This is a genomic window from Lysobacter sp. 05T417 (genome assembly GCF_056396405.1).
Genome location: NZ_JBFTLK010000004.1, coordinates 146,521 through 171,000, shown reverse-complemented (window position 1 = coordinate 171,000; position 24,480 = coordinate 146,521). Strand labels below are relative to the sequence as shown.

Annotated in this window: 24 protein-coding genes, 2 tRNA genes and 1 pseudogene; 13 read left to right on the top strand and 14 right to left on the bottom strand. The window is 67.8% G+C overall.

The features are described from left to right. Nucleotides 1–310: 310 nt before the first annotated feature. Both AC1DER_RS08675 and AC1DER_RS08670 read left to right on the top strand, forming a co-directional pair. Nucleotides 311–526, top strand: a complete 216-nt coding sequence (locus AC1DER_RS08675) for a DUF2061 domain-containing protein (RefSeq protein ID WP_477244572.1) — start codon at nucleotides 311–313, stop codon at nucleotides 524–526. Nucleotides 527–811: 285 nt separating this feature from the next. Further along, a complete protein-coding gene (locus AC1DER_RS08670; protein ID WP_477244574.1) occupies nucleotides 812–1,642 on the top strand; it encodes a hypothetical protein in 831 nt (276 codons plus the stop codon). Between the two features lie 76 nt (nucleotides 1,643–1,718). Here the strand turns inward: AC1DER_RS08670 and lpdA are convergent, their stop codons facing one another. The 4 genes from lpdA to AC1DER_RS08650 all read right to left on the bottom strand — a co-directional run bounded on the left by lpdA (nucleotide 1,719) and on the right by AC1DER_RS08650 (nucleotide 6,575). Next, nucleotides 1,719–3,518 (bottom strand): dihydrolipoyl dehydrogenase, encoded by a 1,800-nt coding sequence (lpdA, locus tag AC1DER_RS08665; RefSeq protein WP_477357865.1) that lies wholly within the window; start codon nucleotides 3,516–3,518, stop codon nucleotides 1,719–1,721. Nucleotides 3,519–3,533: 15 nt separating this feature from the next. Continuing rightward, on the bottom strand, nucleotides 3,534–4,181 hold the full coding sequence (locus tag AC1DER_RS08660) for a hypothetical protein (protein ID WP_441816490.1): 648 nt from the start codon (nucleotides 4,179–4,181) through the stop codon (nucleotides 3,534–3,536). Continuing rightward, nucleotides 4,178–5,644 (bottom strand): dihydrolipoyllysine-residue acetyltransferase, encoded by a 1,467-nt coding sequence (locus AC1DER_RS08655; protein WP_477244579.1) that lies wholly within the window; start codon nucleotides 5,642–5,644, stop codon nucleotides 4,178–4,180. Before AC1DER_RS08655 ends, AC1DER_RS08660 begins: the two co-directional genes overlap by 4 nt. Before the next feature lie 106 nt (nucleotides 5,645–5,750). Next, complete coding sequence (locus tag AC1DER_RS08650) at nucleotides 5,751–6,575, bottom strand: DUF2884 family protein (protein WP_441816488.1); 825 nt, start codon at nucleotides 6,573–6,575, stop codon at nucleotides 5,751–5,753. Between the two features lie 293 nt (nucleotides 6,576–6,868). On the opposite strand from AC1DER_RS08650, the gene AC1DER_RS08645 reads away from it, so the two are divergent. Continuing rightward, entirely contained in the window at nucleotides 6,869–7,519 is a 651-nt protein-coding gene (locus AC1DER_RS08645; RefSeq protein WP_477244583.1) for an OmpW/AlkL family protein, read from the top strand. A gap of 183 nt (nucleotides 7,520–7,702) precedes the next feature. Continuing rightward, nucleotides 7,703–7,897 carry a hypothetical protein gene (locus AC1DER_RS08640; RefSeq protein WP_441816486.1) on the top strand — a complete coding sequence of 65 codons (195 nt, stop codon included), beginning with the start codon at nucleotides 7,703–7,705 and terminating at the stop codon, nucleotides 7,895–7,897. 106 nt (nucleotides 7,898–8,003) lie between these two features. Here AC1DER_RS08640 and AC1DER_RS08635 read toward each other — a convergent pair whose 3' ends face one another. Next, nucleotides 8,004–8,891 (bottom strand): DMT family transporter, encoded by an 888-nt coding sequence (locus AC1DER_RS08635; RefSeq protein ID WP_477244746.1) that lies wholly within the window; start codon nucleotides 8,889–8,891, stop codon nucleotides 8,004–8,006. A 2-nt stretch (nucleotides 8,892–8,893) separates the two neighbouring features. Further along, on the bottom strand, nucleotides 8,894–9,973 hold the full coding sequence (locus AC1DER_RS08630) for an NAD(P)-dependent alcohol dehydrogenase (RefSeq protein ID WP_477244585.1): 1,080 nt from the start codon (nucleotides 9,971–9,973) through the stop codon (nucleotides 8,894–8,896). A 195-nt stretch (nucleotides 9,974–10,168) separates the two neighbouring features. Here AC1DER_RS08630 and AC1DER_RS08625 point away from each other — a divergent pair, with 195 nt between their 5' ends. Both AC1DER_RS08625 and AC1DER_RS08620 read left to right on the top strand, forming a co-directional pair. Next, nucleotides 10,169–10,651: a YajQ family cyclic di-GMP-binding protein gene (locus AC1DER_RS08625; protein WP_477244587.1), complete on the top strand. Its 483-nt coding sequence runs from the start codon at nucleotides 10,169–10,171 to the stop codon at nucleotides 10,649–10,651. Nucleotides 10,652–10,657: 6 nt separating this feature from the next. Next, nucleotides 10,658–11,197, top strand: a complete 540-nt coding sequence (locus tag AC1DER_RS08620; RefSeq protein WP_477244589.1) for a DUF1415 domain-containing protein — start codon at nucleotides 10,658–10,660, stop codon at nucleotides 11,195–11,197. A gap of 10 nt (nucleotides 11,198–11,207) precedes the next feature. On the opposite strand, the gene AC1DER_RS08615 is transcribed toward AC1DER_RS08620, so the two are convergent. Genes AC1DER_RS08615 through AC1DER_RS08605 form a run of 3 tightly spaced genes read right to left on the bottom strand, consistent with a single transcriptional unit; the run spans nucleotide 11,208 to nucleotide 13,749 of the window. After that, a complete protein-coding gene (locus AC1DER_RS08615) occupies nucleotides 11,208–11,924 on the bottom strand; it encodes an HAD family hydrolase (RefSeq protein WP_477244591.1) in 717 nt (238 codons plus the stop codon). Continuing rightward, nucleotides 11,921–12,628: a pseudouridine synthase gene (locus tag AC1DER_RS08610; protein WP_477244593.1), complete on the bottom strand. Its 708-nt coding sequence runs from the start codon at nucleotides 12,626–12,628 to the stop codon at nucleotides 11,921–11,923. Before AC1DER_RS08610 ends, AC1DER_RS08615 begins: the two co-directional genes overlap by 4 nt. Further along, a complete protein-coding gene (locus AC1DER_RS08605) occupies nucleotides 12,625–13,749 on the bottom strand; it encodes a class I SAM-dependent methyltransferase (protein ID WP_477244595.1) in 1,125 nt (374 codons plus the stop codon). The genes AC1DER_RS08610 and AC1DER_RS08605 overlap by 4 nt, the downstream gene beginning before the upstream one ends. A 160-nt stretch (nucleotides 13,750–13,909) precedes the next feature. Here AC1DER_RS08605 and AC1DER_RS08600 point away from each other — a divergent pair, with 160 nt between their 5' ends. Then, nucleotides 13,910–14,170, top strand: coding sequence for a hypothetical protein (locus tag AC1DER_RS08600; protein ID WP_441816478.1), 261 nt, complete (start codon nucleotides 13,910–13,912; stop codon nucleotides 14,168–14,170). A gap of 30 nt (nucleotides 14,171–14,200) precedes the next feature. Here the strand turns inward: AC1DER_RS08600 and AC1DER_RS08595 are convergent, their stop codons facing one another. Then, nucleotides 14,201–16,699, bottom strand: a complete 2,499-nt coding sequence (locus AC1DER_RS08595) for an ABC transporter permease (RefSeq protein ID WP_477357861.1) — start codon at nucleotides 16,697–16,699, stop codon at nucleotides 14,201–14,203. Continuing rightward, a complete protein-coding gene (locus AC1DER_RS08590; RefSeq protein ID WP_441816476.1) occupies nucleotides 16,696–17,397 on the bottom strand; it encodes an ABC transporter ATP-binding protein in 702 nt (233 codons plus the stop codon). The genes AC1DER_RS08595 and AC1DER_RS08590 overlap by 4 nt, the downstream gene beginning before the upstream one ends. Nucleotides 17,398–17,473: 76 nt before the next feature. On the opposite strand from AC1DER_RS08590, the gene AC1DER_RS08585 reads away from it, so the two are divergent. The 5 genes and pseudogenes from AC1DER_RS08585 (at nucleotide 17,474) to AC1DER_RS08565 (ending at nucleotide 21,418) form a co-directional block, all read left to right on the top strand. Further along, a complete protein-coding gene (locus AC1DER_RS08585) occupies nucleotides 17,474–18,160 on the top strand; it encodes an arylesterase (protein ID WP_441816677.1) in 687 nt (228 codons plus the stop codon). A gap of 641 nt (nucleotides 18,161–18,801) precedes the next feature. Beyond that, nucleotides 18,802–18,872: transfer RNA gene (locus AC1DER_RS08580), tRNA-Trp, on the top strand. A 2-nt stretch (nucleotides 18,873–18,874) separates the two neighbouring features. Then, a tRNA-Pro gene (locus AC1DER_RS08575) sits at nucleotides 18,875–18,940 on the top strand. Nucleotides 18,941–19,300: 360 nt separating this feature from the next. Next, entirely contained in the window at nucleotides 19,301–20,425 is a 1,125-nt protein-coding gene (locus AC1DER_RS08570; RefSeq protein WP_477244600.1) for a slipin family protein, read from the top strand. 56 nt (nucleotides 20,426–20,481) lie between these two features. Further along, nucleotides 20,482–21,418 (top strand): annotated as a pseudogene (locus AC1DER_RS08565) (RtcB family protein). A gap of 78 nt (nucleotides 21,419–21,496) precedes the next feature. Here AC1DER_RS08565 and AC1DER_RS08560 read toward each other — a convergent pair. From AC1DER_RS08560 to AC1DER_RS08550, 3 genes are all read right to left on the bottom strand, one after another. After that, nucleotides 21,497–22,759: an aminopeptidase gene (locus AC1DER_RS08560; RefSeq protein ID WP_477244602.1), complete on the bottom strand. Its 1,263-nt coding sequence runs from the start codon at nucleotides 22,757–22,759 to the stop codon at nucleotides 21,497–21,499. 103 nt (nucleotides 22,760–22,862) lie between these two features. Further along, nucleotides 22,863–23,372, bottom strand: coding sequence for a hypothetical protein (locus AC1DER_RS08555; protein WP_477244604.1), 510 nt, complete (start codon nucleotides 23,370–23,372; stop codon nucleotides 22,863–22,865). Next, nucleotides 23,369–23,938, bottom strand: coding sequence for an RNA polymerase sigma factor (locus AC1DER_RS08550; RefSeq protein ID WP_441816471.1), 570 nt, complete (start codon nucleotides 23,936–23,938; stop codon nucleotides 23,369–23,371). Before AC1DER_RS08550 ends, AC1DER_RS08555 begins: the two co-directional genes overlap by 4 nt. 174 nt (nucleotides 23,939–24,112) lie before the next feature. On the opposite strand from AC1DER_RS08550, the gene AC1DER_RS08545 reads away from it, so the two are divergent. Beyond that, nucleotides 24,113–24,439, top strand: coding sequence for a hypothetical protein (locus tag AC1DER_RS08545; protein WP_477244606.1), 327 nt, complete (start codon nucleotides 24,113–24,115; stop codon nucleotides 24,437–24,439). Nucleotides 24,440–24,480: the final 41 nt, after the last annotated feature.

Here is a 24,480-nt window from a genome sequence, read left to right as displayed (position 1 = left end):
GTCTGGGGCAGGCGCAAAGCGCCCGGTAGAGCCGCAAAAGTATAGAGGTCGGCGGCGTTCCCGGCAACCGCCGCCAGTCACGTTTGCCGGGGGCGGCGGCCTGTTCAGGTTGGCGGAGACGGGTTCGCCTGACGTCCCTTCCGGCCCGGGTGGCGGCATCGGCACGAGCGGAGATTCGCCTGCGAGGTAACCCTGGCGCGGCTCCCCGGCTTGCCATAGCCCGCCACTATCGGACCGACTGCGACATTGAATTTGACTCCGCCCCTGCCGGGTGCAGAATCGAGACTCATTCTCATCTGGCAGGCACGTCATGTCCAAGACCCTCAGCTTCGCCGCGGTCCACTTCACGGTCGCATTCATGGTTGGCTACCTGATGACGGGCAGCGTCTGGGTCGGCGGCGCGCTCGCCCTGGTCGAACCGGCCTGCAACACGGTCGCCTTCCACTTCCACGAGAAGATCTGGAAGCGGATCGAACAGCGCCGGAGTGCGGACCGGCCAGGCGACGCCGCCGTAGTGACGGCCTGATAGCGCGCAGTCAGGCAACCAGCCGGCCAAGCCGGCACATGGGCGACGGAACCTTTCCCCATTCCGCCGGTCCGACCTAGGGATCGCCCGCCCAGTCTCTACTCCTCGTCAAAGCAAGCTGCGGTGGGCCCTCCGAAGCCCCGGTCTCCCTACCGGGGCTTCGCCTTGTGCGGCATGCAAGTGTGACGCGCACCGCTTTTTTACGGATCGACGTAATGGATTTCACTCACGCTGTATGACGTGTGCGGCATCGGTATGACTCCTTCGATTGTCCGGAGATCACTGATGCCACGATCCACTTCTTCGCTGCGCGCGCCTTCGTTGCCTTCATTGCTTGCACTCGCGCTGACGGCAGCGATGTACACCCATGCGGCGCATGCGCAGCAGAACGATCGTTTCACTTTGCGCCTGGGCGCGATGGACGCGGACGCATCCAGCGAGCTGAGCGCGCGTACGCAGTTCATGGGCCAGGACCTGCGCTACAGCCAGGACTTCGATTTCGGCAGCGATGAAATCGTGCCGCGCCTGGATGGCACGTTCCGTTTCAGCGACCGCCAACGGCTGGTCTTCGACTACTTCCAGTACGACAAGGAAAAGACCGCCACGCTCAACAACGACCTGTCGTTTGACGACGTGACACTGCCTGCCGGCAGCTTCGCTCGCGCCGAGGTCGAGTTCACCCTGGCCAGCCTGATGTACGACTACGCCGTGGTCGACACCGACACGTTCGAGCTGGGCCTGCAGATCGGCGCCGAATGGGCCAAGCTCGAAGGGACGCTGCTCGCGGAGGCAGGCCCGGACCGGTTTCGCGACAGCTCCAGCGAGGACGGCTATGCGCCGGTGGTCGGCGCACGCTTTACCGTCACGCCTTCGGAGCACTGGCTGATCAATCTCCAGGGCCAGTACCTGGATGCCGACTGGGGCAACTTCGACAACTACGACGGCAGCATCACCCGCGCCAACGCGGTGGTGGAGTACCGCTTCACGCCGGTGTTCGGCGTGTTCGCCGGCTACGACTGGTTCAAGCTCGACGCCACGCGCGGTGGCCGCGATGGCTCGCTCGGACTGGACCAGCGCTTCAAGGGGCCGATTGCGGGCGTGTCGCTGACGTTCTGACGGCGCACCGGGCCCCGTCATCCCGGCGCACGCGGGGATGACGGGCCAGTCTCCCCGCCTTCGCGGGGATGACGGGCTACTTCTTCTTCGGGATGTACAGGTCGGTGATCGTGCCTTCGTACACTTCCGCCGCCATGCCGACCGATTCGCTCAAGGTCGGGTGCGGATGGATCGTGTGGCCGATATCGGATGCTTCGGCGCCCATCTCGATCGCCAGCGCCACTTCGGTGATCAGATCGCCCGCATGCACGCCGACGATGCCGCCGCCGATGATGCGGTGGGTCTTCTCGTCGAAGATCAGCTTGGTGAACCCTTCGCCGCGGCCGATGCCCACCGCGCGCGCCGAAGCGGCCCACGGGAACTTGCCGATGCCGATCTCCAGGCCCTTGGCCTTGGCTTCGGTTTCAGTCACGCCGACCCAGGCGATTTCCGGATCGGTGTAGGCCACCGACGGAACCACCCGCGCCACCCACTCGCGCTTCTCGCCCGCGGCGACTTCGGCCGCGAGCTTGCCTTCGTGCGTGGCCTTGTGCGCCAGCATCGGCTGGCCGACGAGATCGCCGATGGCGAAGATGTGCGGGACGTTGGTGCGCATCTGCCGGTCGACCGGGATGAATCCGCGATCGGTCACCTGCACGCCGGCCTTGTCGGCATCGATCTTGCCGCCGTTGGGCGAGCGGCCGACGGCCACGAGGACGCGATCGAACGTCATTGCCGCCGGTGCGGCGTCGCCTTCGAAGGACACGGTGATGCCCTGCTTGGAGGCTTCCACCGTGGTCGCCTTGGCCTTGAGGTGGATGGCCACGCCCTGCTTCTTGAGGCGATCGGCGAGCGGCTTGACCAGGTCCTTGTCGGTGCCCGGCATCAGCTGCTCCATGAACTCGACCACCGTCACTTCGCTGCCGAGCGCCTTGTACACCGTGGCCATTTCCAGGCCAATGATGCCGCCGCCGACGACCAGCAACTTCTTCGGCACGTCGACCAGGTCGAGCGCGTCGGTGGAGTCCATCACGCGCGGGTCGTCCCACGGGAAGTTGGGCAGCTTCACCGCCTGCGAACCGGCGGCGATGATGCACTGCTCGAAGCGCAGCAGCTGGGTCTTGCCGTCGTCGCCGGCAATCTCAAGCTCGTTGGGCGAAACAAACCTGCCCACGCCCTGCACCGTGCGCACCTTGCGCTGCTTGGCCATGCCGGCCAGGCCCTTGGTGAACTGGGTGACAACCTTGTTCTGCTTGAAGTCGCGCAGCTTGTCGATGTCGATCTTCGGCTTGCCGAAGTCGATGCCGATGTCGGCCGAATGCGCGGCTTCCTCGATCAGCGCGGCGGCATGCAGCAGCGCCTTGGACGGGATGCAGCCGACATTGAGGCAGACGCCGCCAAGCGATGCGTAACGCTCGACCAGCACCGTGTCGAGGCCGAGATCGGCAGCACGGAATGCCGCCGTGTAGCCGCCGGGGCCGGAGCCGAGCACGACGATGCGGCATTCGATGTCGGCCTTGCGGCCGCTGCCGGAGGCCGCCTTCGGTGCGGGTGTCGCGCTCGCCAGGGCGGCCGCCGCTGCGGGCGCTGCAGCCGGGGCCGGAGTCGGTGCGGCCGCCGGGGCGGCAGCGGCAGCCGGTGCTTTCGCCTCGCCGGCACCAGCGCCCTCGAGGATCGCGATCACCGCGCCCTCGGCGACCTTGTCGCCGATCTTGACCTTGATCTCCTTGACCACACCGTCGGCCGACGACGGCACTTCCATCGTTGCCTTGTCCGATTCCAGCGTGACCAGGCCCTGGTCCTTCTTGACCGTGTCGCCGACCGCGACCAGCAGCTCGATCACCGGAACGCCGTCGTAATCGCCGATGTCCGGCACTTTGACTTCAATGGTCGCCATGAATGTCTCCTGCGCTCAACCGGTGGCGCCGGTGAGCGATTGTTCCAGTTCGTCAAGCTTCTCTTCGAGCTTGCGCCAGCGCTTGATGCGCTTCTCGTCGCTGTCGTCGGTGGCCTCGATCAGCAGGCCGACCTGGTCCATGAGCTGGCTCGTCGGACCGCAGGCGGGCTGCAGGCCGCTGATGCGCAGGTCGTCGACCACGAACAACAGCACTTCACCCTCATGGAACTGCGCGCCGCGGTCCTGCGGCACCTGCGTGCTGAGCGCGCGCTGCCAGTCGGCGACCATGCGTCGCGCCAGCGCGGCCGGCATCGGCACCTGCTGCACGTCGGGTTGCTGGCCCACGCGCAGTTCGCGCTTGCCGCCGCTCCACACTTCGACGCGTTCGTCGGCCTGGCTGAAACGCAGGGTCCAGTCGCCATCGCCGTCGCCGGCAAACAACTGCACGGCGCTCTCGACGCTGCGCGCCGGCAGGCGGGTCATGCTCAGCGTCGGCTTGGCGCCGGCGGCAAACAGGCCTTCGACCGCCGAACCGTAGTTCTCGGTCGCCGGCGGCCAGCCGCGGCCGAGGTCGAGGTTGCAGACCTCGTCGTCGGCGCGGGCGGTTGCTGCGGCCTGCACGGCCAGCAGGCTCGCCGCGAGGCACAGCGCGCGCAGGCTCACAGCAGTACGCGCCGCATGTCGGCCAGCAACTGCGCCAGGTGCGCGGTGAAGCGCGCGGCCAGTGCGCCGTCGATGACGCGGTGGTCGTAGCTCAGCGACAGCGGCAGGATCAGGCGCGGCGCGAACTGCTTGCCGTCCCACACCGGCCGGATCGCCGACTTGGAGACACCGAGGATCGCCACTTCCGGCGCGTTGACGATCGGCGTGAACTTGGTGCCGCCGATGCCGCCGAGCGAGCTGATCGAGAAACAACCGCCGCTCATGTCGGCCGGGCCGAGCTTGCCGTCGCGGGCCTTCTTGGCCAGCTCGGAAGTTTCCTGGGCGATCTGGATCACGCCCTTCTTGTCGACGTCGCGCACGACCGGGACCACCAGGCCGTTGGGCGTGTCGGCAGCGAAGCCGATGTGGAAGTACTTCTTCAGCACCAGGTTTTCGGCGGTAGCATCGAGCGAGGCATTGAACGCCGGGTACTTCTGCATCGCCGACACCGACGCCTTCATCAGGAAGGCGAGCATGGTCAGCTTGATGCCAGCCTTCTCGTTCTCCTTGTTGAGCGCCACGCGCAGCTCTTCCAGGTCGGTGATGTCGGCATCGTCGTGCTGGGTGACGTGCGGGATCATCGCCCAGTTGCGCGCCAGGTTCGCACCCGACAGCTTCTGGATGCGCGACAGCGGCTTGGTCTGGGTCTCGCCGAACTTGCTGAAGTCGATCTTCGGCCACGGCAGCAGGTTGAGGCCGCCGCCCAGTGCAACCGGTGCGCCGGCGGCTGCCGGTGCCGCGCCGCCCTGCATCACGCCCTTCACGAACTTCGACACGTCGTCCTTGCTGATGCGGCCACCGCGCTCGCTGCCGCCGATCTGGAACAGGTCCACGCCGAGCTCGCGTGCGTACAGGCGCACGGCGGGGCTGGCGTACGGCACCTTGTCGGGCATCAGTTCGTCGGCACCGAAGGTCACCGGCGGCGACGTCGGCGGCATGGCCTCCGGATCGGTGCCGGGACGCTGGGCATCGATCGACGCCTGGGCGATGCGGTCGGCCTGCGCCGCGACGACCACCGGCTCGACCCGGGTCCCGGTCTCGGCGGCCTTGACCTGCTGCGACGGCGCGGCCGGTTCGGCGCGCGGCGGCTCGGCGGCCTTTTGCGGCTCGGCGGCCTTTTGCGGTTCGGCGGCCTTGGGCGCTTCGGCAGCCTTGGCCGGCGCGGCCGCTGCGGCGCCCGCCTCGGCCGGCTCGATCATCGCCACGACGCTGCCCTCGGAGAGCTCGTCGCCGATCTTGACCTTGATCTCGCGCACGACGCCGGCGAACGGCGCCGGCACTTCCAGGGTCGCCTTGTCGGATTCGAGCGTGACCAGGCCCTGGTCCAGCTTGACCGTGTCGCCGACTGCGACCAGCAATTCGATCACCGGCACGCCTTCGTAGTCCCCGATGTCGGGAACGCGTGCTTCTTTGAGCTCAGCCATGATGTGGGGGTCCCGCGGTACGCGAAAACCCTATTGTGCGGGTTGCCGGCGACTGCGCCAACCGCGGGCGACATACGTCACGGTATCGACCGGTGACGCCGGTTTGTCAGCCCTGCGCCGACGCCCGAGCCGCCTCCGCCGCGGCGTCCTGGGACGGGTTGGCATCTTCCTTGTCGGCCGGTTTGTCCCGGCGTGCCTCCAGCATGTTGAGCGGCTGCCCATTGGGCGCCCGGTATTCCAGCGAGTCGTCGATCCGGTCGAGCTCGACCATGCGCCGGCACAGGCTGTCGGCGCGCTGCTCGAGCACCTTGGCGCGTGGTTCGACCCGCGCCTCGATCTGGGCGTCCAGGTTCTCCAGCCGCTTGAGGCGGCTGGCATCGCCGCTGAAGGCCGCGCCGAGGGCGCCGCTGACGATGTCGCCGATCATGCTCGGGATGACCTCTGCGACCGCATCGCCGATGCCTTCGCCCAGATCGCGGCCATTGAAGCGTGTCGCCGTCACCGACCGCGCCAGGCGCGTGTCGATCTTCGCCCGCGCCTGGGCGACATTGGCCTGCGCCGCCTTCGGGTCGCTGCTGAATCCGGCGGCGACTTCGCCCAGCACGGCGAAGGCGATGTCGGCCGCTTCGCGCCCGATCGCCTGCGCTTCCGGCATCGCCGCCCGCGCGCCCTTCTCGAAATCGGCGATGCGTTGCGTGTCGGCGCTGCCGAGCGCGACCCAGCGGTCGTCGACGAACAGCTTGCCCTGGCGCATCACGATCGCCTTGGGCACGCCGTCGGCGCGGGTCAGGATGACGCTGCGCTCGTCGATGCTCAGGTCGTAGTCACTGTCCATGTTGCATGAGACATCCACGTCGACTTCAGCGGCCTGTGCACATGCAACCGGCAATGCAAGTGCGATGAGCACGCTGGGCAAAGACAAGCTGCGCATGACCTGACCCCTGTGGATGTTTGCGCCCATCTTGCCGTTTTCGCGCAGCGATGTCCCCTGTCGCATGTCCTGGTTTTGCGGCCGCGGGGGACTGCGCCGTCATCGCGAGTTCATCGCCGACATGTTTACGCGCGCACGTCAGTGAACACGACGATCGCGAAAAAGTTCCGGCCGCCGCGGTCGCAGGGGCAACCACGGTTCATGGATCGATGGCTAGGGTGGTCGCGCCTTTTCCGAGGCAGCCTCCCCCAAGGCGTCAACAAGATCGTTTTCAATAACGAGGAGATTTCTCCATGATGCATTTTCGTCATTTGACCCTGGCCGTCGTGGCCACCCTGGCCATCGCCCCGACCGCATTCGCGCAGGACGCGGGCACCGACACCGGCGGCAAGCGCTTCGCGGTGGTTGGCGGTTACGCGCTGGCCGAGCCGACCAGCAACCCGCAGATCGCCGGCACCCGCACCAACGTCGACGGCGATGGCGCCGCGACCCTGAGCGCGAGCTGGTACGTCACCGACAACATCGCTGTCGAAGCCTGGGGCGCCGCCGACAAGTTCGGCAATCGCGTCAGCACGCCCAACGGCAAGATCGCCAGCATCGACAGCCAGCCGTATGCGCTGAGCGGCCAGTACCATTTCGGCAGCTCGGCCAACCTGATCCGTCCGTTCGTCGGCCTGGGCTACTTCGAAGCCAACGTCGACGGCGAGAAGGCCGAACCGTCGGGCGCACTGGCCGGCCAGCGCATCGGCGTGGAAACCGCCAAGGGCGCCATCGCCACCGCCGGCGTCGACGTCAACATCACCCCGACCTGGTTCGCGCGCGCCGACGTGCGCTACATGCACGACACCACCGGCCAGCCGGACGTGCGGGTCGATGGCGCGAAGGTCGGCAAGGCCGAGCTGAATCCGGTCGTGCTCGGCGTCGGTGTCGGCGCCCGGTTCTGATCTGATCCAGATGCTCTGATCGCGATCCTCTCCGGTCGCAGGACAACGGGCCCACCGGGCCCGTTGTCCTTCACGCGCCGATGACGCGCGGGCTGGGCGCCTCTACGCGGCCCCGCGGCGTTCACGCTGCGATCACCGCCCGCAGTTAGGGTCGCGGGTGTTTCCTAAAGGCAGGAGTTACGCATGACGACCAAGCTCGATAAACCGCTGCGTCGCGAGATCCAGATCGAAGACCGTCCCTACACCCTGACCATCGATGCCGATGGTCTCAAGCTGGTGGAGAAAGGTCGGCGCAATGGCCATGAAGTCCGCTGGGCCGACCTCGTCGGCGGCAATACGGCGCTGTCGGCAGCGCTGAACGCCAGCACCGAAAACTAGTCGGCCGCGAGATCGCGGCGCGCACACCCTGACCGGATCGAAGGCGCGGCTCGCCTGGCCGCGCCAACGACCTCCCCCACGGACGCACCTCGGGCATTGCCGCGCCTCACGGATGTTCGGCTTCCGCGTGCACGCGCTCACGTCGCAGCAGGTACAGGCCGCTGGCGATGATGATCCCCGCGCCCAGCCATGTGATCGCATCGGGCAGCACGCCCCACAGGCTCAGGTCCAGCAGCACGCCCCAGATCAATGCGGTGTATTCCAGCGGCGCGATCAGCGACGCTTCGCCCATGCGGAACGCCTCGGTGATCGCGTACTGCCCCAGCGCGCCGGCCACACCGACCCCGGCGATCAGCCAAAGGTGTTCGCTGCGGATCGGCACCCACTGCGGCCAGGCCAGCGCGCCGCCGCCTACCGCGATCATCACCATCAGCCAGACCATCATCGACTGGGTGCTGTCGGTGCGGGCCAGGATGCGCACCGTGATCGCGCTGATCGAATACATCACCGCGGCCACCAGCACCGCCAGCGCGGCCAGGCTGACCAGGCCCTCGCCGGTCGGGCGCAGCAGCACCAGCACGCCGATCAGTCCGACCGCGATGGCCGTCCAGCGCCTCGGCCCGACCTTCTCGCCGAGGAACGGCACCGACATCGCGGTGATCAGCAGCGGCGCCACGAAGAAAATCGAGTACGTGGTCGACAGCGGCATGCGGCTGACCGCATAGACGAAGGCGGCCATCATCGCCACGCCGAGCACGCCACGCAGCAGGTGCAACGACCAGCGCACCTTCAGCAGCGGCCGCACGCCGACGGTGGCCAGTGCCCACACCAGCACCAGTGGCAACGAGGCCGCTCCACGCAGCGCCGCGACCTGGAGCGGCGGATAGTGCGCCGACAGCTGCTTGAGCCCGGCGTCCATCATCGCGAACAGCGCCACCGCGACCAGCATGGTCAGCATCGCGCGGATCTGGCGGGGGTTGTGGCCGGTGGGCACGGTCAACCGGCCTGTGAGGCCCAGCGGCCGACATCGATCACGAAGCGGTAGCGCACGTCCGCCTTCAACATCCGCTCGTAGGCTTCGTTGACCTGCTCGATGCCGATCAGTTCGATGTCGGAGGCGACGCCATTCTCGGCACAGAAATCCAGCATCGCCTGGGTCTCGGCGATGCCGCCGATCATCGATCCGGCCAGGCGCCTGCGCCGACGGATCAGCGTGCCGGCCGACACCGCCTGCGGAGCCTCGGGAATGCCGAGCAGCACCATCGTGCCGTCGAGCTTGAGCAGGTCGAGGTAGGCGTTGTAGTCGTGTTCGGCCGAGACGGTGTCGAGGATGTAGTCGAACTGCTGCGCGAGTTCCTTGAAGGCGGTGCCGTCGCGGGTCGCGGCAAATCCCCTGGCGCCCAGCGCCAGTGCATCGGCGCGCTTGGATTCCGACGTGCTCAGCACGGTCACGTCCGCTCCGAGTGCGACCGCCAGCTTGACGCCCATGTGCCCCAGCCCGCCCAGGCCGACCACGGCAACCTTGTCGCCGGCCTTCACGCCGAAGTGCTTCAGCGGCGACCAGGTGGTGATGCCGGCGCACAGCAGCGGCGCGGCGCGGTCGAGCGGGATGGCCTCGGGGATGCGCAGCACGTAGGCCTGGTCGACGGTGATCCGCGTGGAATAGCCGCCATGGGTCGGCCGCGACCTGTCGAAGCGGTGGTCGTCCGGATTGCGCTCGAAGCTGTTGTAGGTGCCGCTCATGCCGAATTCGCAGAATTGCTCCTCGCCGGACCTGCAGTTCGCGCAGCTGCGGCAGGAGTCGACAAAGACGCCGACACCGACGTTGTCGCCGACCTTGAACCTGCTGACCCCGGCACCGGCTTTGGCCACCCGACCGACGATCTCGTGGCCGGGCACCATCGGGAAGTTCGAACCGCCCCACTCGTCGCGCGCCTGGTGGATGTCGGAATGGCACACGCCGCAGTAGAGGATGTCGATCAGCACCTCCTCCGGGCCCGGCTCGCGGCGGTCGATGGTGAAGGGGGCGAGCGGCGAACGGGCGTCCTGCACGGCGTAGGCGGGCGTCTTCAGCATGGCGCTTCCAGGCGGATTGAGGGGGTTGGAGGCATCGGGAGGCAGCCAGTCTAGCCTCGACGGGTGTCGCGCTGGGCGCAGGCGAGGGCCATGCGGCGGAACGCAGCGTGCCGTGGCTGCACTCCGTCGTTGCCTGCGCTACCCTTTGCGCCCCCGAATTCGCGCCCGAATTCGCCCAATGGAGCCGCGCCGGCCATGCCTTCCTTTGACGTCATTTCCGAAGTCGACAGCCACGAGCTGACCAACGCCGTCGACCAGGCAAATCGCGAGCTCGGCACGCGCTTCGACTTCAAGGGCGTCGAAGCGAAGTTCGAGCTTGACGACCAGGTCATCAGCCAGTCGGCGCCAAGCGAATTCCAGCTCAAGCAGATGAACGACATCCTGCGTGCACGGCTGATTGCCCGCGGCATCGATGCGCGTTGCCTGGAGTTCGGCGACGTCGAGACCAACCTGGCCGGCGCGCGCCAGAAGATCACCGTCAAGCAGGGCATCGAGCGCGAACTGGCGAAGAAGATCCAGGCCTCGCTCAAGGACGCCAAGCTCAAGGTCGACAGCCAGATCAACGGCGACAAGCTGCGCGTGGTCGGCAAGAAGCGCGACGACCTGCAGGCGGCCATTGCGCTGCTCAAGGGCGCCGAGTACGAGCGTCCGCTGCAGTTCGACAATTTCCGCGACTGAGCCACGATGAGCGGCGAAGACCCCATCGCCGCGACCCGGCGCTGGCTGGAGCGCGCGGTGATCGGGCTGAACCTGTGCCCGTTCGCCAAGGCGGTGTATGTCAAGCAGCAGGTGCGCTTCGTGCTGAGCGCGGCGACCAGCGCGGATGCGCTGCGCGAAGAGCTCGCCGCCGAGCTGGCCCTGCTCGCCGCGACCGACCCCGAGCAGACGGACACGACCCTGTTGATCCATCCGCAGGTGCTCGGCGACTTCCTCGACTACAACGACTTCCTCGACCAGGCCGACGCGGTGGTGGCGGCGCTGGGGCTGGAAGGCGACATCCAGATCGCGAGCTTCCACCCCGACTACCAGTTTGCCGGTACCGCGATCGACGACGTCGGCAACTGCAGCAATCGCTCGCCCTACCCGATGCTGCACCTGCTGCGCGAGGCCAGCGTCGAGCGCGCGGTGGCGGCGTTTCCGGATCCGGATGTGATCGTCGAGCGGAACATCGCGACGCTGGAGAGGCTGGGGATCGAAGGCTGGCGGCGGTTGCTGGAGGCGTAAGGCCCGCTCGTCATCCCCGCGCAGGCGGGGAACCATGGACGTTGCCTTGCCAAGGCAGCACCGGCTCGATCAGTGCCCTGGCCTGCACCAGCGAGTCGACCACGCGATGCCCCAACGCCCTGGCTGCCGCATCGGGCATCACCAGGTCCGGCACCTGGATCGGGGTCATGCCCGCGGCCAGCGCGGCGCGCACGCCCGGCACCGAATCTTCCAGCACCACGCAATGCTCCGGCGTCACGCCCAGGCGCTGCGCCGCCAGCAGGTAGATGTCCGGCGCCGGCTTTGAATGGACCACGTCGCTGCCGGTTACGACCGTGACGAAGTGCGGCAGCAGCCCGCACAGTTCCAGCTTCTGCATCGCGCGCTCGCGCCGGGTCGAGGTCACCACGGCGCGTGGCACGCCGCGCTGCGCGAGCAGCTGCAGCAGTTCGATCAGACCCGGCTTCAACGGCAACCCGGCCTCGACGTGGGCGTCGTAGCGCGCCTTGCATCCCTGCAGCAGAGCCTGCAGTTGCGCCTCGTCCACGCATTGGCGCAGCAGCTCATGGCAGGCGCGGTCGGACAGGCCGACGAACGACAGCCATAACGAATCCTCGAACGCCAGCCCCAGTTCGTCGGCGGTCTCGCGCCAGCACTGCAGCAGCGCGCGCTCGCTCTCGATCATCAGCCCGTCCATGTCGAACAGGACCGCGACCGGGGTGAACTGCACCGGCGCCAGCAGGCTCATGCACCAGACCCGAACAGGCGGGTGATGTCATCGGCGTCGAGCAGGCGCCACTGCCCGGCCGGCAGCGCGTCGAGCCCAAGCCCACCGATGCGGCTGCGGTGCAGCGCATCAACGTGGTTGCCGATCGCGGCGAACATGCGGCGAACCTGGTGGTAACGGCCTTCGGTCAGCGTCAGCGCGGCGTGGCGCGGGTCGTTGACGTGCAATTGCGCAGGCGCCAGTGGCGTGTCCTCCGATTCGAGCACCAGCGTGCCGCTGGCGAACAGCGCGCCTTCGTCGCCGCGCAGGTCCTGCGCCAGCGTGGTCTCGTAGACCTTGGCGAGCTTTGCCTTCGGCGAAACGATCCGGTGCAGCAACGCGCCGTCGTCGGTCATCAGAAGCATGCCGGAGGTGTCGCGATCGAGCCGGCCGACGCTCGACAGGATCGGCGAGCGCAAACGAAAGCGCGGCGGCAGCAGGTCGTAGATGACGCGACCGGGATCCTTGGTCGAACAGGTGTACCCGATCGGCTTGTGCAGCATCAGGGTCAGGCCGGCCGGAGGATCCAGCGGCTCGCCGTCGATGCGGATGGCATCGTGGCCGACCTTGTCGTCTGCGTAGAGCACTTCGCCGGCCGCATCGGTGATGCGGCCTTCGCGGAACATCGTCGCGACATCCTTGCGACTGCCGTAGCCAAGGTTTGCGATCAGCTTGACCAGCCTCATTTCCAGTCCCTGTTCCTGGCCTTGCCCTTGTTCCTTCGCCTGTCGATAGCGCCAGCGGGCGCGACGGCAGCCGCGCGCGGCGTGGCGACGGCGGCAATGACCTTGAAGCCGTCGCGCTGCGCCACCGTGCGCACGTCGCCGAAGTGCACCGCGAGCATCTCTTCGTAAGGCAGGTGGCGATTGGCCACGAGCCACAGCTGGCCGCCCGGGCGCATCGCCTGTGCAGCGGCGGAGATGAAGGCACGGCCGATGTCAGGGCGGTCTGCTCGGCCCTGCGCGTGGAACGGCGGATTGCTGACGATCACGTCGTACTGCTGGCCTTGGAGACCACGCGTGACGTCATGCCAATGAAAGCCGAGCTGGGCACGCGAGGCCAACGGCGCGAGGTTGCTGCGCGCCAGCTCGAGCGCCCGTCCCTCGGCCTCGTACAGGTCGACCGCTGTGATGCCCGGGCAACGCGCCAGCAGCTCGCTGGCGATGTAGCCGTAGCCGGCGCCGAGATCGGCAGCGCGCCCGGCCAGCGTCGCCGGCAATTGCTCGACCAGCAGGCGCGAGGCCGGATCGATGCGGTCCCACGCGAACAGGCCGGGACGGCTCAGGAAGCGGCCTTCGGCGATCGCGCGCGGCGCGTCCGCCTGCAGCCACTGCGCGGCCAGTCCGGGATCGGCCGGGCCGTCCAGCGGCGCGGTCCAGAACACGCGGCACTTGTGCTTGGACAGGTTGCCGACAGGGCCGGCAATGCGGGCCAGGTCGGCTTCACCCGCCTTGGAGCCTTCATTGTTGGACAGGCAGGCCACGACGCGACCGCCCGGAGCGCATCGCGCCACGGCGCGTGCGAACAGCGCTCGCGCCTCGTCGCGCTGGCGCGGCGGCAGGACCAGCACCAGCGCGTGGCGGCTGTCCTCGCTGGCATCGACCAGGGTCAGCCCGGAGTGCTCGAGCGCCTCGGCCTCGGGCTTGAAGCTCTGCTCGCAGACCAGGCCGGGCAGCTCGCGCTGGTGCAGTGGCCAGCCATCGCGCGCACGCAGGAACAGTACGCCGCCGTTCTCCGGCCACGTCAGCACGCCATCGACGAAAGGAAGCAGCAGAGCTTGCAGGGCCGCGTCGTCTTCAGCGCGCATGCCGTGCACCGTTCGTGAGCGTTGTTGCGGGGAATTTTGCCGTAGTCATCGCACAATTCTACGCGGCCACGGGGCCGGTACGGCCGCTGCACCGAAGCTTCATGCCGATTCAACGCCTTGCCCGGCACCATGGAGGCAGATTCAGGCAAGGAGAATGGCGATGCGCGCGCTTTTCGTAGGCGGAATGGTCGACAACAGCGAGCTCGACCTGGACGGCAGCGAGCCACCCCTGCATTACCCGGAGAACACCGGTGCGGGGCAATCACGCTATCGGCTGCACCAGATCGGCATGCGTGACGGCGAAATCGCCTACGCGGTATACGGCGCCCCCGACCTGCCCACCGACGAAGTCGACCGCGTCGCCACCGAGCGCGGCTACCCGCGCCGGTTCAGCGCAAAGCCGCAGATCGTGTTCCAGTAGAGCGGCATGCCCCAGTAACGCTGCGCCGTTTCAATCCTGCAACTCCCGCAGCGTCACCGATGGCGGTGCATCCAGCACGCGCCGGGTTGCGAACATGCCGGCCAGCAGCGCCGCCAGCACGCCAATGGCGGCGGCGGCGGCGGCCAGGCGCCAGTCGGTCTTCCACGGCAGGTCGAACACGCGGGTGGCGATCACGCCGGCCAGCACCGATGCGGCGATCGCCGCTGTCAGGCCCGACAGCAGGCCGATCGCCGCGAATTCCGACGCCTGCGCCAGCCGCAACTGACGGCGGCTGGCGCCGATCGCGCGCATCACCCCGCCTTCGAGCAGGCGCTCGTCCTGGCTGGCGCTGACGGCCGCCATCAACACCAGCAGGCCCGCCACCAGCGAGAACACGAACACCACCTCCACCACCGTCGAGACCTGGTCGGCGGTACTGCGAACCTGCTTGAGCACTGCATCGATGTCGATTACCGACAGGTTCGGGAAGCGTTCGACCAGGTCGGCGGTGAAGCGCGTGCGCGCCGGCGGCACGCTGACCGCGGTGATGTGGCTGGCCGGGAACCCGTCGAGCGAGCCGGGCGATGCGACGACGAAGAAATTCGGGCGGAAGCTTTCCCAGTCGACGCTGCGCAGGCTGGTGATCTTCGCGGTGAACGGCTGCCCGGCGATGTCGAAGGCGATGCGGTCGCCGATCTTCCAGCCCAGGCGCTCGGCGAAGTCCTCCTCGACCGACACCTCCGGCTGCGCCGGCTTGCGCTTGCCCCAGAAGGTTCCGGCGGTGATGCGGTTGTCATCGCGCAGCTGGTCGCCGACCGACAGGTTGAACTCGCGCTCGGCCAGGCGCTGCGCGCGTTCGCCCTGCGCCTCGTAGTCGGCGCCGGTGACGGCCTTGCCGTTATGCGAGACGAGGCGACCGCGGATCATCGGGTAGAGCGTCGGCGCTGCAACGCCCTGCTTGGCGATGAAAGCGCGCACGTCGGCGACCTGGTCATCCTGGACGTTGATGATGAAGCGGTTCGGCGCGTCGGCCGACAACGCCACCTGCCAGCGATCGAGCAGGTCGGTGCGCACGAATGTCAGCAGCAGCAACGCCATCAGGCCCAGGCCCAGCGCAGACACCTGGGCGATGCTGGCGCCTGCCCGGCGGCTGACGTTGGCCAGGCCGTAGCGCAGGCTGCCGCGCAGGCGCGAGCGCACACGCCGGACCACCAGGATCAGCAGCCACGCCAGCAGCGCCAGCACGACCAGCGTCGCCGCGATGCCGACCAGCATCGACAGACCCAGCGTGGCCGAACCGGCCTTCCACCACAGCAGCGCGGCGAGACCGGCGAAACCGGCAATCGTCACCAGCCATGCGCTGGGCTCGGTCGGATCGAGGTCGCGACGCAGCACGCGCAACGCCGGCACGCGTCGCAGCGCCAGCACCGGCGGCGCGCCGAAGGCCAGCAGCACGACCAGGCCGACGCCATAGCCCTGCAATGCCGGCAACAGGCCGGCCGGCGGTATCGACAGTTTCAGCGCCTGCTCGAGCCAGCCGCCGATCAACCATTGCAGCCCGAATGCGAGCACGACGCCTATCGTGCTGGCGATCAGGCCAAGCATCACCAGCTCGCCGACCTGGATCGTGACCAGCGTGCGCTGGCTGGCGCCGAGGCAGCGCATCACCGCAGTGCCGGACAGATGGCGTTCGCTGTGCCGGCGCGCCGCCATCGCCACGGCCACTGCCGCCAGCACCACCGACACCAGCGCGGCCAAGCCGAGGAAGCGGCCGGCGCGATCGAGCGCGGAACGGATCTCCGGGCGCGCATCGGCGATCGTCTCCAGTCGCTGGCCGCGGCCGAGCGCCGGACGTGCGCGTGCGACGAAACGTTCGACCGCGGCCGCGGGGCCGGCGATGACGAGGCGATAGCGGATGCGGCTGCCTTCCTGCACCAGCCCGGTCGAAGCCACGTCGCCGAGGTTGAGGAAGACCTTGGGCGCGACGTTGAAGTAATCCAGCGCCGCGTCGGGCTCCTGCATCACCAGCGCGGCCAGGCGGAAGCGCGCATCGCCGAGGGTGATCTCGTCGCCCAGGCGCGCGCCGAGTGTGTCGGCACCGGCGCGGCTCATCCAGACCGTGCCCCTCGCCGGCACGGCGCCGGCATCGCGCTCGACGCCGCTGGCATCGGCGATGCGGAAGGTTCCGCGCAGGGGGAAGCCCCCGCCCAGGCCACGCAGATCGCCGAGTTGCAGGCGCTCGCCGACGCGGATCATGGTCTGCAGTTCCTGCGTCTGCGTGCGCTGCAGTTGCGGATCGTTGGCCGCGTCGAGGACGACGCCGGCAATCGGTGTATCGGCGCGCACCACCGCGTCGCCACCGAGCAGGCGGTTGGCTTCGATCGCCAGCGCGCGCTCGGCGCGGTCGGTGACGAAACCCACTGCGGTCACCGCCAGCACCGCCAGCACCAGTGCCGCGATCAGGATGCGGACGTCACCGGCGGCGAGATCGCGACGCAGTTGCCGCCAGGCCAGGCCAATCATCCTCATGACGCCACCAGCCGGCCGCTGTCGAGGCGCAACATGCGGCTGCAGCGCGAGGCCAGGTGCTCATCGTGGGTGACCAGCACCAGGGTCGTGCCGGCGTCGGCGTTGAGTTCGAACAGCAGCTCGATGATTGCCTGGCCCGTGTGGGTGTCGAGGTTGCCGGTGGGTTCGTCGGCGAACAGCAGCGCCGGGCGGGTGACGAAGGCGCGGGCCAGCGCGACGCGCTGCTGCTCGCCACCGGAGAGTTGGCGCGGATAGTGCCCCAGGCGCTGCGCCAGGCCGACCTTTTCCAGGATGGTGCGCGCAGCCGACTCCACTTCGCGGTCGCCGCGCAGCTCCAGCGGCAGCATGACGTTCTCGATGGCGGTCAACGACGGCAACAGTTGGAAGTTCTGGAAGACGAAGCCGACCTTCTCGCCGCGCACGCGCGCACGGCCATCCTCGTCCAGCGTCGACAGCACCTCGCCGTCGAGCGTGACGCGGCCGCTGCTGGGAGTGTCGAGACCGGCGAGCAGCGACAGCAGGGTGCTCTTGCCCGAGCCGGACGCACCGACTATCGCAACCGTGTCGCCGCGGGCGATATCGAAGCCGACGTCGTCGAGGATGACCAGCTCGCCCGAGGGCAGCATCACCCGCTTGCCCAGTCCTTCGACCTGAAGCGTGGCCGAAGCCGTGGCGCGCAGTTCACGTGAATCGGCCATGATCGTCTCTATGCTGGTAGTGGAATCCGGAGCCCGAATCTCGATGTTCACCATGTTCACCAAGTCATCGCCCGCCATGAAGGAAGGATATGCGGCATCGCGCCGGCGCATTCAATGTGCCATCGGATGGGTCGCCTCGATGGCGTTGTCGCTCGCCCTCGCCACGCCAGCATTGGCGCAGTCGGCGGCAAGGGCCACGCCCGCCGCAGCGCCCGCGCGCACGGTACTGGTAATGGGCGATTCACTCTCGGCCGGCTACGGCCTGGCCGCATCGCAGGGCTGGGTGGCGCTGACCGCCGACCGCATCGCCAGGGATCGCCCGGGTTGGCGCGTCGTCAATGCCAGCATCAGCGGCGAGACCACCGCGGGCGGTGCGTCCCGCATTGCCGGCGAGATCAGGCGCAGCAAGCCGGCCGTGGTGGTGATTGAACTGGGCGCCAACGACGGCCTGCGCGGACTGCCGCTGGCGCAGTCGCGCGCGAACCTTGAACGCATGATCCGCGCATCGAAGGATGCAGGCGCGAAGGTGTTGCTGATCGGCATGCGCATGCCGCCCAACTTTGGTCGCGAGTACACGCAGGGGTTCGCCGACAACTTCAGTTCGCTGGCCAGGCAGTACGGCGTGTCGCTGCTGCCGTTCCTGCTCGAGCCGATCGCACTGGACCGCAATGCCTTCCAGGCCGACAACCTGCATCCAATCGCGAGCGCGCAACCGAAGCTGCGCGATCACGTGTGGACGGCACTGGGTCCGTTGCTGAAGTAGTTCTGGCTGGCAACGCGATACATGCCGCGATGCATGCCGTTCGTCTTTCCCGATGAACGGTATTGCTTTCATTCATTTGCGAGCGTAACGTGCGCGGCCTTCGCTCCCTGCGAGCGTTCTTTCGAACATCATCTCGTCATGAAATCCAATTTCGTCATCGCCAGCCATCACGTACTGCGGCCATCCGGCCACGGTCTGTGCGCGCTCGCGCCGGCGCCGCGATATCGCGACGAAGCAGGCCACATCGACTGATCTCCTGACGCATGGGAGATCGGCGACCCCGATCTCCCGAGGCAAGCGAACGCCCTCGGGTTCCACGACCCGGGGGCGTTTTGTTTTTGTCGTTCGCAAAAGCGAAGGAGACACGGATAACGCGGTGCATCGCGTCCCGAAGCATCCGGACATGCTGGTCCGAGGAAGGGAACACTGCTGAGGCGCGTAGCGCTGTGCCGGGATGCTTCGGCACGGGCGGTGGGGGATGCATTGCCAATGAATTGGTGCCTGGCGACAGGCATCAATGCGAAGCATCGACGAATGGATTTCCAGCGGCACGGGTTCGCGGCTTGAAGGCCGCGCCCGTCCGGTGCGCGCGGCTGTGCCGTGGCGTATGCCGGGAATCCAGGAAGCGTTGCTTCTCGAGCGGACGGTAGCTCAGAGGCAGAGTAGCGGCGCCATGCCGTTGGCCACCGGTTCGATTCCGGTTCGTCCACCACTGGATAGCTCAGATGGGTAGAGCATCAGCTTAGGGAGCTGAGAGTCGCGGGTTCAAATCCCGCTCCAAAAAACGACCTTTTACGTCGTCAATACCGGGCGCAAGCCCAAACAGGAAACGCCCCCTGCGGTGTTTCGCCGGGCGTCGCGCCCAGTGCGCGACGTGCAACGAACGCCGCAGCGGTGATGTCGCCGGGCCCGCGTCCTCGAGACGGGCCGGTCGCCGGTCAGGGCCTGCAGCATGCTGCTTGCGCGACCTGCGACCGCCCCGTTGGCAGCGCGCGGAACTCCGCGGCATCGGCGTAGGGGTGTTTCCAACTTCTTTCTTCTTCCGCAAGCGGGAGAAGCCAATGCGACGCGCGGGAACCGATCCATCGCGCGTGCCATCACTGCGGATCGGACCACCAGAGCCAACAAGGAGGAACACCCATGTTCTGGACCAAGAGGGTCGTGATCGGTGACGGCGAGCGCGGCCTGGTGTATCGCAACCGTCAGCTTGAAGGCGTGCTCGCGCCGGGCGTGTACCGCTGGTTCGACCCGTTCGCGCGGGTCGGGATCGTCGTGCACAGCATCGCCCGCGCCGAGTACACCGGCAACGACACCGATGCGCTGATTGCGGCGCTCGGCGACAACCTGCCCGCGCATTTCGTCCTGGCCAACCTCGGCATGAACGAGGTCGGCCTGGTGATGAAGAACGGCAAGCTCGAAGACGTGCTCGCGCCGGGCAGCCGCAAGCTGTACTGGAAGGAGCTTGTCGCGATCGAGGTTCAGGCGGTGTCGATCGATGAAAGCCTGCAGGTCGATGCCGGCGTCGCCAGGCGCCTGCGTCAGCTCGGCTCGCTCGAGCGTGTGGCGGTGTCGCTGGTCGTGCCGGAAGAGTCGGCGGGCCTGGTGTTCGTCGACGGCCGTCTGCAGCGCACGCTCGGCGCCGGTGCCTACGCCTTCTGGAACTTCCAGAAGAACGTCGCCGTCGAGACCATCGAGCTGCGCGTGCAGTCGCTGGAGGTTTCCGGGCAGGAGCTGTTGACCCGCGACAAGGTCAGCCTGCGTGTGAACCTCGCCGCCAGCATCCGCGTCACCGACCCGGTGGCCGCGCGTACCAGGGTCGCCAAGTACGGCGACTACGTGTACCGCGAGCTGCAGTACGGCCTGCGCAAGGCGATCTCCGCCAAGACGCTGGACGAACTGCTCGGCGACAAGGCTTCGCTCGACGCCGACATCTTCGGCTACGTGCGCGGCAGCGTCGGCGAGCTCGGTGTCGAAGTGCTCGGTGTCGGCGTCAAGGACGTGATCCTGCCGGGCGAGATGAAGGACATCCTCAACTCGGTCGTGCAGGCGGAAAAGTCGGCCCAGGCCAACGTCATCCGTCGTCGCGAGGAGGCGAACGCCACGCGCTCCCTGCTCAACACCGCGCGCCTGATCGAGGAGAGCCCGGTCCTGATGCGCCTGAAGGAACTGGAGGCGCTGGAGAAGGTGACCGAGAAGGTCGACAAGCTGACGGTGTTCGGCGGCCTGGATGGCGTGCTGAACCAGTTGGTGAGCATCAAGCAGTAAGCTCCATGCGGGCGGAAGGATCCGGCCGCATGGATTCTCATCCATAGGAAGGAACCATGAACACGCAACATGACTACGAGTTGCTGCACGCACCCGGTTCGGCCACGCCGATCAAGGGCTGGGTGCACGGCGTGCCGGTCGAGGACCAGGCGCGCCAGCAGCTGCGCAACATCGCCACCCTGCCCTTCGTGGGCCCGTGGGTCGCGGTGATGCCCGACGTCCACCTCGGCATCGGCGCCACCGTCGGCTCGGTCGTGCCCACGCGCGGCGCAATCATCCCGGCCGCGGTCGGTGTCGACATCGGCTGTGGCATGGCCGCGGTGCGCACCACGCTGCGGGCCGATGACCGGCAACATGATTGGCACCTACTTCATCGAGCTGGCGCGTCGCGAGCTGGAGAAGCGCGTGCTCGGCTTCCACTTGCCCGATCGCGACCTGGCCTTCTTCCTCGAGGGCGAGCCGCTGTTCGACGAGTACATCGAGGCGGTGTCGTGGGCGCAGGACTACGCCCGCGCCAACCGCGAGGCGATGATGGCGCGGGTGCTGCACGAGATGCGCCATCGCCTGCCCAAGTTCCAGCTCGATGCGCAGGCGGTCAACTGCCACCACAATTATGTGCAGCGCGAGCAGCACCATGGCGAGTCGTTGCTGGTCACCCGAAAGGGTGCGGTCAGCGCGCGCGAGGGCGAGCTGGGGATCATTCCCGGCAGCATGGGCGCACGCAGCTTCATCGTTCGCGGCAAGGGCAACGCCGACAGTTTCCACAGCTGCAGCCATGGCGCCGGCCGCGTGATGAGCCGTACCGCCGCGCGTGCGCGGATCACCCTGAAAGAGCACCGCGAGGCAACTGCGCACGTGGAATGCCGCAAGGACGCGGGCGTGATCGACGAGTCGCCAGCCGCCTACAAGGACATCGAGGCGGTGATGGCGGCGCAGGGCTCGCTGGTGGAGGTGGTGCACACCTTGCGGCAGGTGGTGTGCATCAAGGGGTGAGGGGCTTCCCCTCTCGCTGGCTGCGTTCGCGGCCGTCCCTCTCCCACCAGGGAGAGGGATTTTCTTTTGGCGGTGCCGTCAGAGCTTCAGCACGCCCTTCTCTACTATGGGCTTGCCATCGAGGGTGACGGTGCTGCCCGGCAGGAATGCGACGATGCCGTACGGCACCGAGTTGTCGCCGCCGGCCCAGGAGTTGCTGCCTGTGCCGACAGTGACCGCACCCGCTGGCACCCACGTGCCCACGGTGCTGTTGGCCGGCAAGGCGACGTTCGGGTTGATGCCGAAGTCGATGAAGGCGAACTGGTCCTTGCGCGCATCGGCGACGGCGTCGTATTCGGCCTTGAAGTCGGGATAGCCCGGACCATCGCCGGTCATGCCGGTGATCCTGCCGCCGGCGACGGTCAGGGTGAGGTTGTCGATGGGTTTTCCGCGGAAGTAGCTGCGCGTGTGCACGACCTTGCCCTGAGCGCTGCCCGGTACCGGCGTCATGTAGACCTCGCCGGCGGGCAGGTAGGCCGCCAGTGAGGGGCCACCGGCCTTTTCGTCTTCGGCCGAGATGATGCCGTCGCTGACCAGGATCCGGCGACCTTTCACCTGTAGCGTGAGGTCGGTGCCATTGGGGTTGGTGACGTGCAGTTCGTTGCCGGCCTCGAGCGTCGCCTTGATCTGCTCGCCGCGCTTCTGCAACTGCGGGTAATCGATGTTGAGACCTTTCCAGAACACATCCGCCAGCTGCGCTTCGGTCAGGCCGTAGCGTTCGGCGCGCCATGGCGTCGGGTACAGGTTGTTGCCCACCTCGACGATGCGCACGCCTTTGTCGAGGAAGGCCTGGTTCACGGCCTCGTCGGCCTTGGCGCGTGCCGCCATTCGCTTGGGGTCGGCGCCTTCGAACAGGTTTTCGTTGGTGCCGTTGTTGAGTCCGATCACGACATCGGCGATGTCGGCGATCTTCATCGCCAGCTTGTCCTGCTGCGCGTCGAACTTGTCGGGGACATCGAAGAACAAGCGCCGCGACATGCGATCGCTGCTGTAGGTCACCAGCGGGAAGGCGCCCTGCTTGCGCACCTGCACCGCGATGTTCTCGACCAGTTCGGCGTCCTGGCTGCGGCCGCTGACGAGGACGATCTCGCCGTCCTTGACCGCAGCCGACTGGGTGACCAGGCGCTCGGCAAGCTGCTCGAGTTCGGTGGCCGAAGGCCTGGGGATCGGGGCGGGTGCGGGGGCACTGCTGGCAGGCGCGGCCGCGGGCGCGCTGGCGGCCTGGTCGGCCTGCTTCTGGCATGACGCGAGCGCGGCGCAGACGGCAACCGCGAGCGCGGCCCTGACGAGGAAACGGTTCATGGCAGGCCTCGCATGCCCGGGCGGTGGTGGGCTGGGAGAGCCAACGCCAACCGCCAGGGTGAGCGGTCACACTAGGTCGGCGGCCTACCGGCCGCAATGCCCATCAGGCAGGGTGACCATGCTCCTGCTGACCCAGCCAGCGCCCGCCCCACTGCGCCAGCAGCGACGCGGCCAGGCAGGCCAGCAGCAGCCCGCCCCAGGCCGCCGATTGCGGCGATGGCTGCGGCCACAGGCCGACGAAGGCCGAGGCCCAGTCCGACCCCCAGATGGCCACAGCGCCCAGGGCGACCAGCGCCAGCACCGCGACCAGGATCCTCAGCAGCCAGCCTTCGACCCGCTCGCCCAGGGACTGTGCGGCTTCGACCCGGCGCACGATCTGCGCGGTCAGGTCGTGCGGCACCGGCTCCATGGCCGGGGCGCGCAGGGCGCGGGCGATCAGGCGGTACTCGCCGACGCGCGGGTCGGCGGCGTCTAGCGGCACCCCTCGGCGCTCCTGGTCCAGGGCGCGTTCCTGCGCCTGCCATTCGCGCTCCATGCGCTGGGCGTCGGCAGGCAGGCGACGGCTGCCGAGGGGGTTGCGGTGGTCAGGCGCGCGGTCGTCGGGGGTGTTCATGCGATGGCTCCCATCCGGGTTTGCAGGCGTTCGCGCAGGCGTGCCCGGGTCCGGAACAGATGGCTCTTGATCGTGCCCTCGGCGAGCCCGGTGATCCGGGCGATTTCGACGATGGGCACTTCATCCAGGTGATACAGCGTCAGCAGGGTGCGCTGCAAGGGCGGCAGCGCCTCGATTTCCTCGTGCAGGCCGGCGGCGATCTCGGCGTCGGCACAGGCGCCCTCCAGATCGAAGCCGTCGCTGACCTGGTCCAGCAGCGACAGGCCGTCGTCGTCATCGCCGCTGTCGGCAATGGCGATGCGGCGCTTTTCGAGGTGGCGCTTGGCCACCGAATAGGCGACCTGGCCGATCCAGGACTTCAGCGCGCTCTCGCCGCGGTACTGGTGCAGGCACTGGTGGACGCGCAGGAACGCCTCCTGGCACAGCTCGCGGGTGTCCTCGGGCTGGCGGACCATGCGCTGGATGATGTGCCAGCACAGACCCTGGTACTCGCGCACAAGGCGCTCGAACGCGCCGGGCACATTGCCCAGCACGTCCTCGACCAGCTTGCGGTCGTCTTCAGTCACTGAAATCCACCCGTCATGGGTATGTGGATACGCCCGGGGCCCGGATGGTTGCAAACGATCGCTCCGGGCAGATGGCCGCGACCGGCTGCAACCGGGCCCGGCCTGGCCGTATCTGATGGCCTGAACCCGAAACATTTCCCGACCACCAGACACCACCAGACCAAGAGAGCTGCCATGAATTTCGAGCTGCTGATCCCGATCACCCTGTTCATCTGCATCACCTACGCCATCAAGATCGTGGTCGATGCCCGCACCCGCGCCAAGCTCATTGCCGGCAACGGCTCGGAAGAGTTGATCCGCACGCTGGTCCAGGCCGAGGCGCAGCAGCGCCGCCACACCTCGCTGCGCTGGGGCATCCTGTTTGTCGCGCTGGGCGTGGGCTTCGCCCTGATCGAAGCCTTCGGCTGGACCGAGATCACCCCCGGCGTGGTTGCCGTGCTGCTGGGCATGACCGGCCTGGGCAACCTGCTGTCGTACGCGGCGGCGCGCAAGCTGGGTTGATCCTGGAAGGCGAGCGGGCTCCTGAAAGGCAAAGGGCGAAG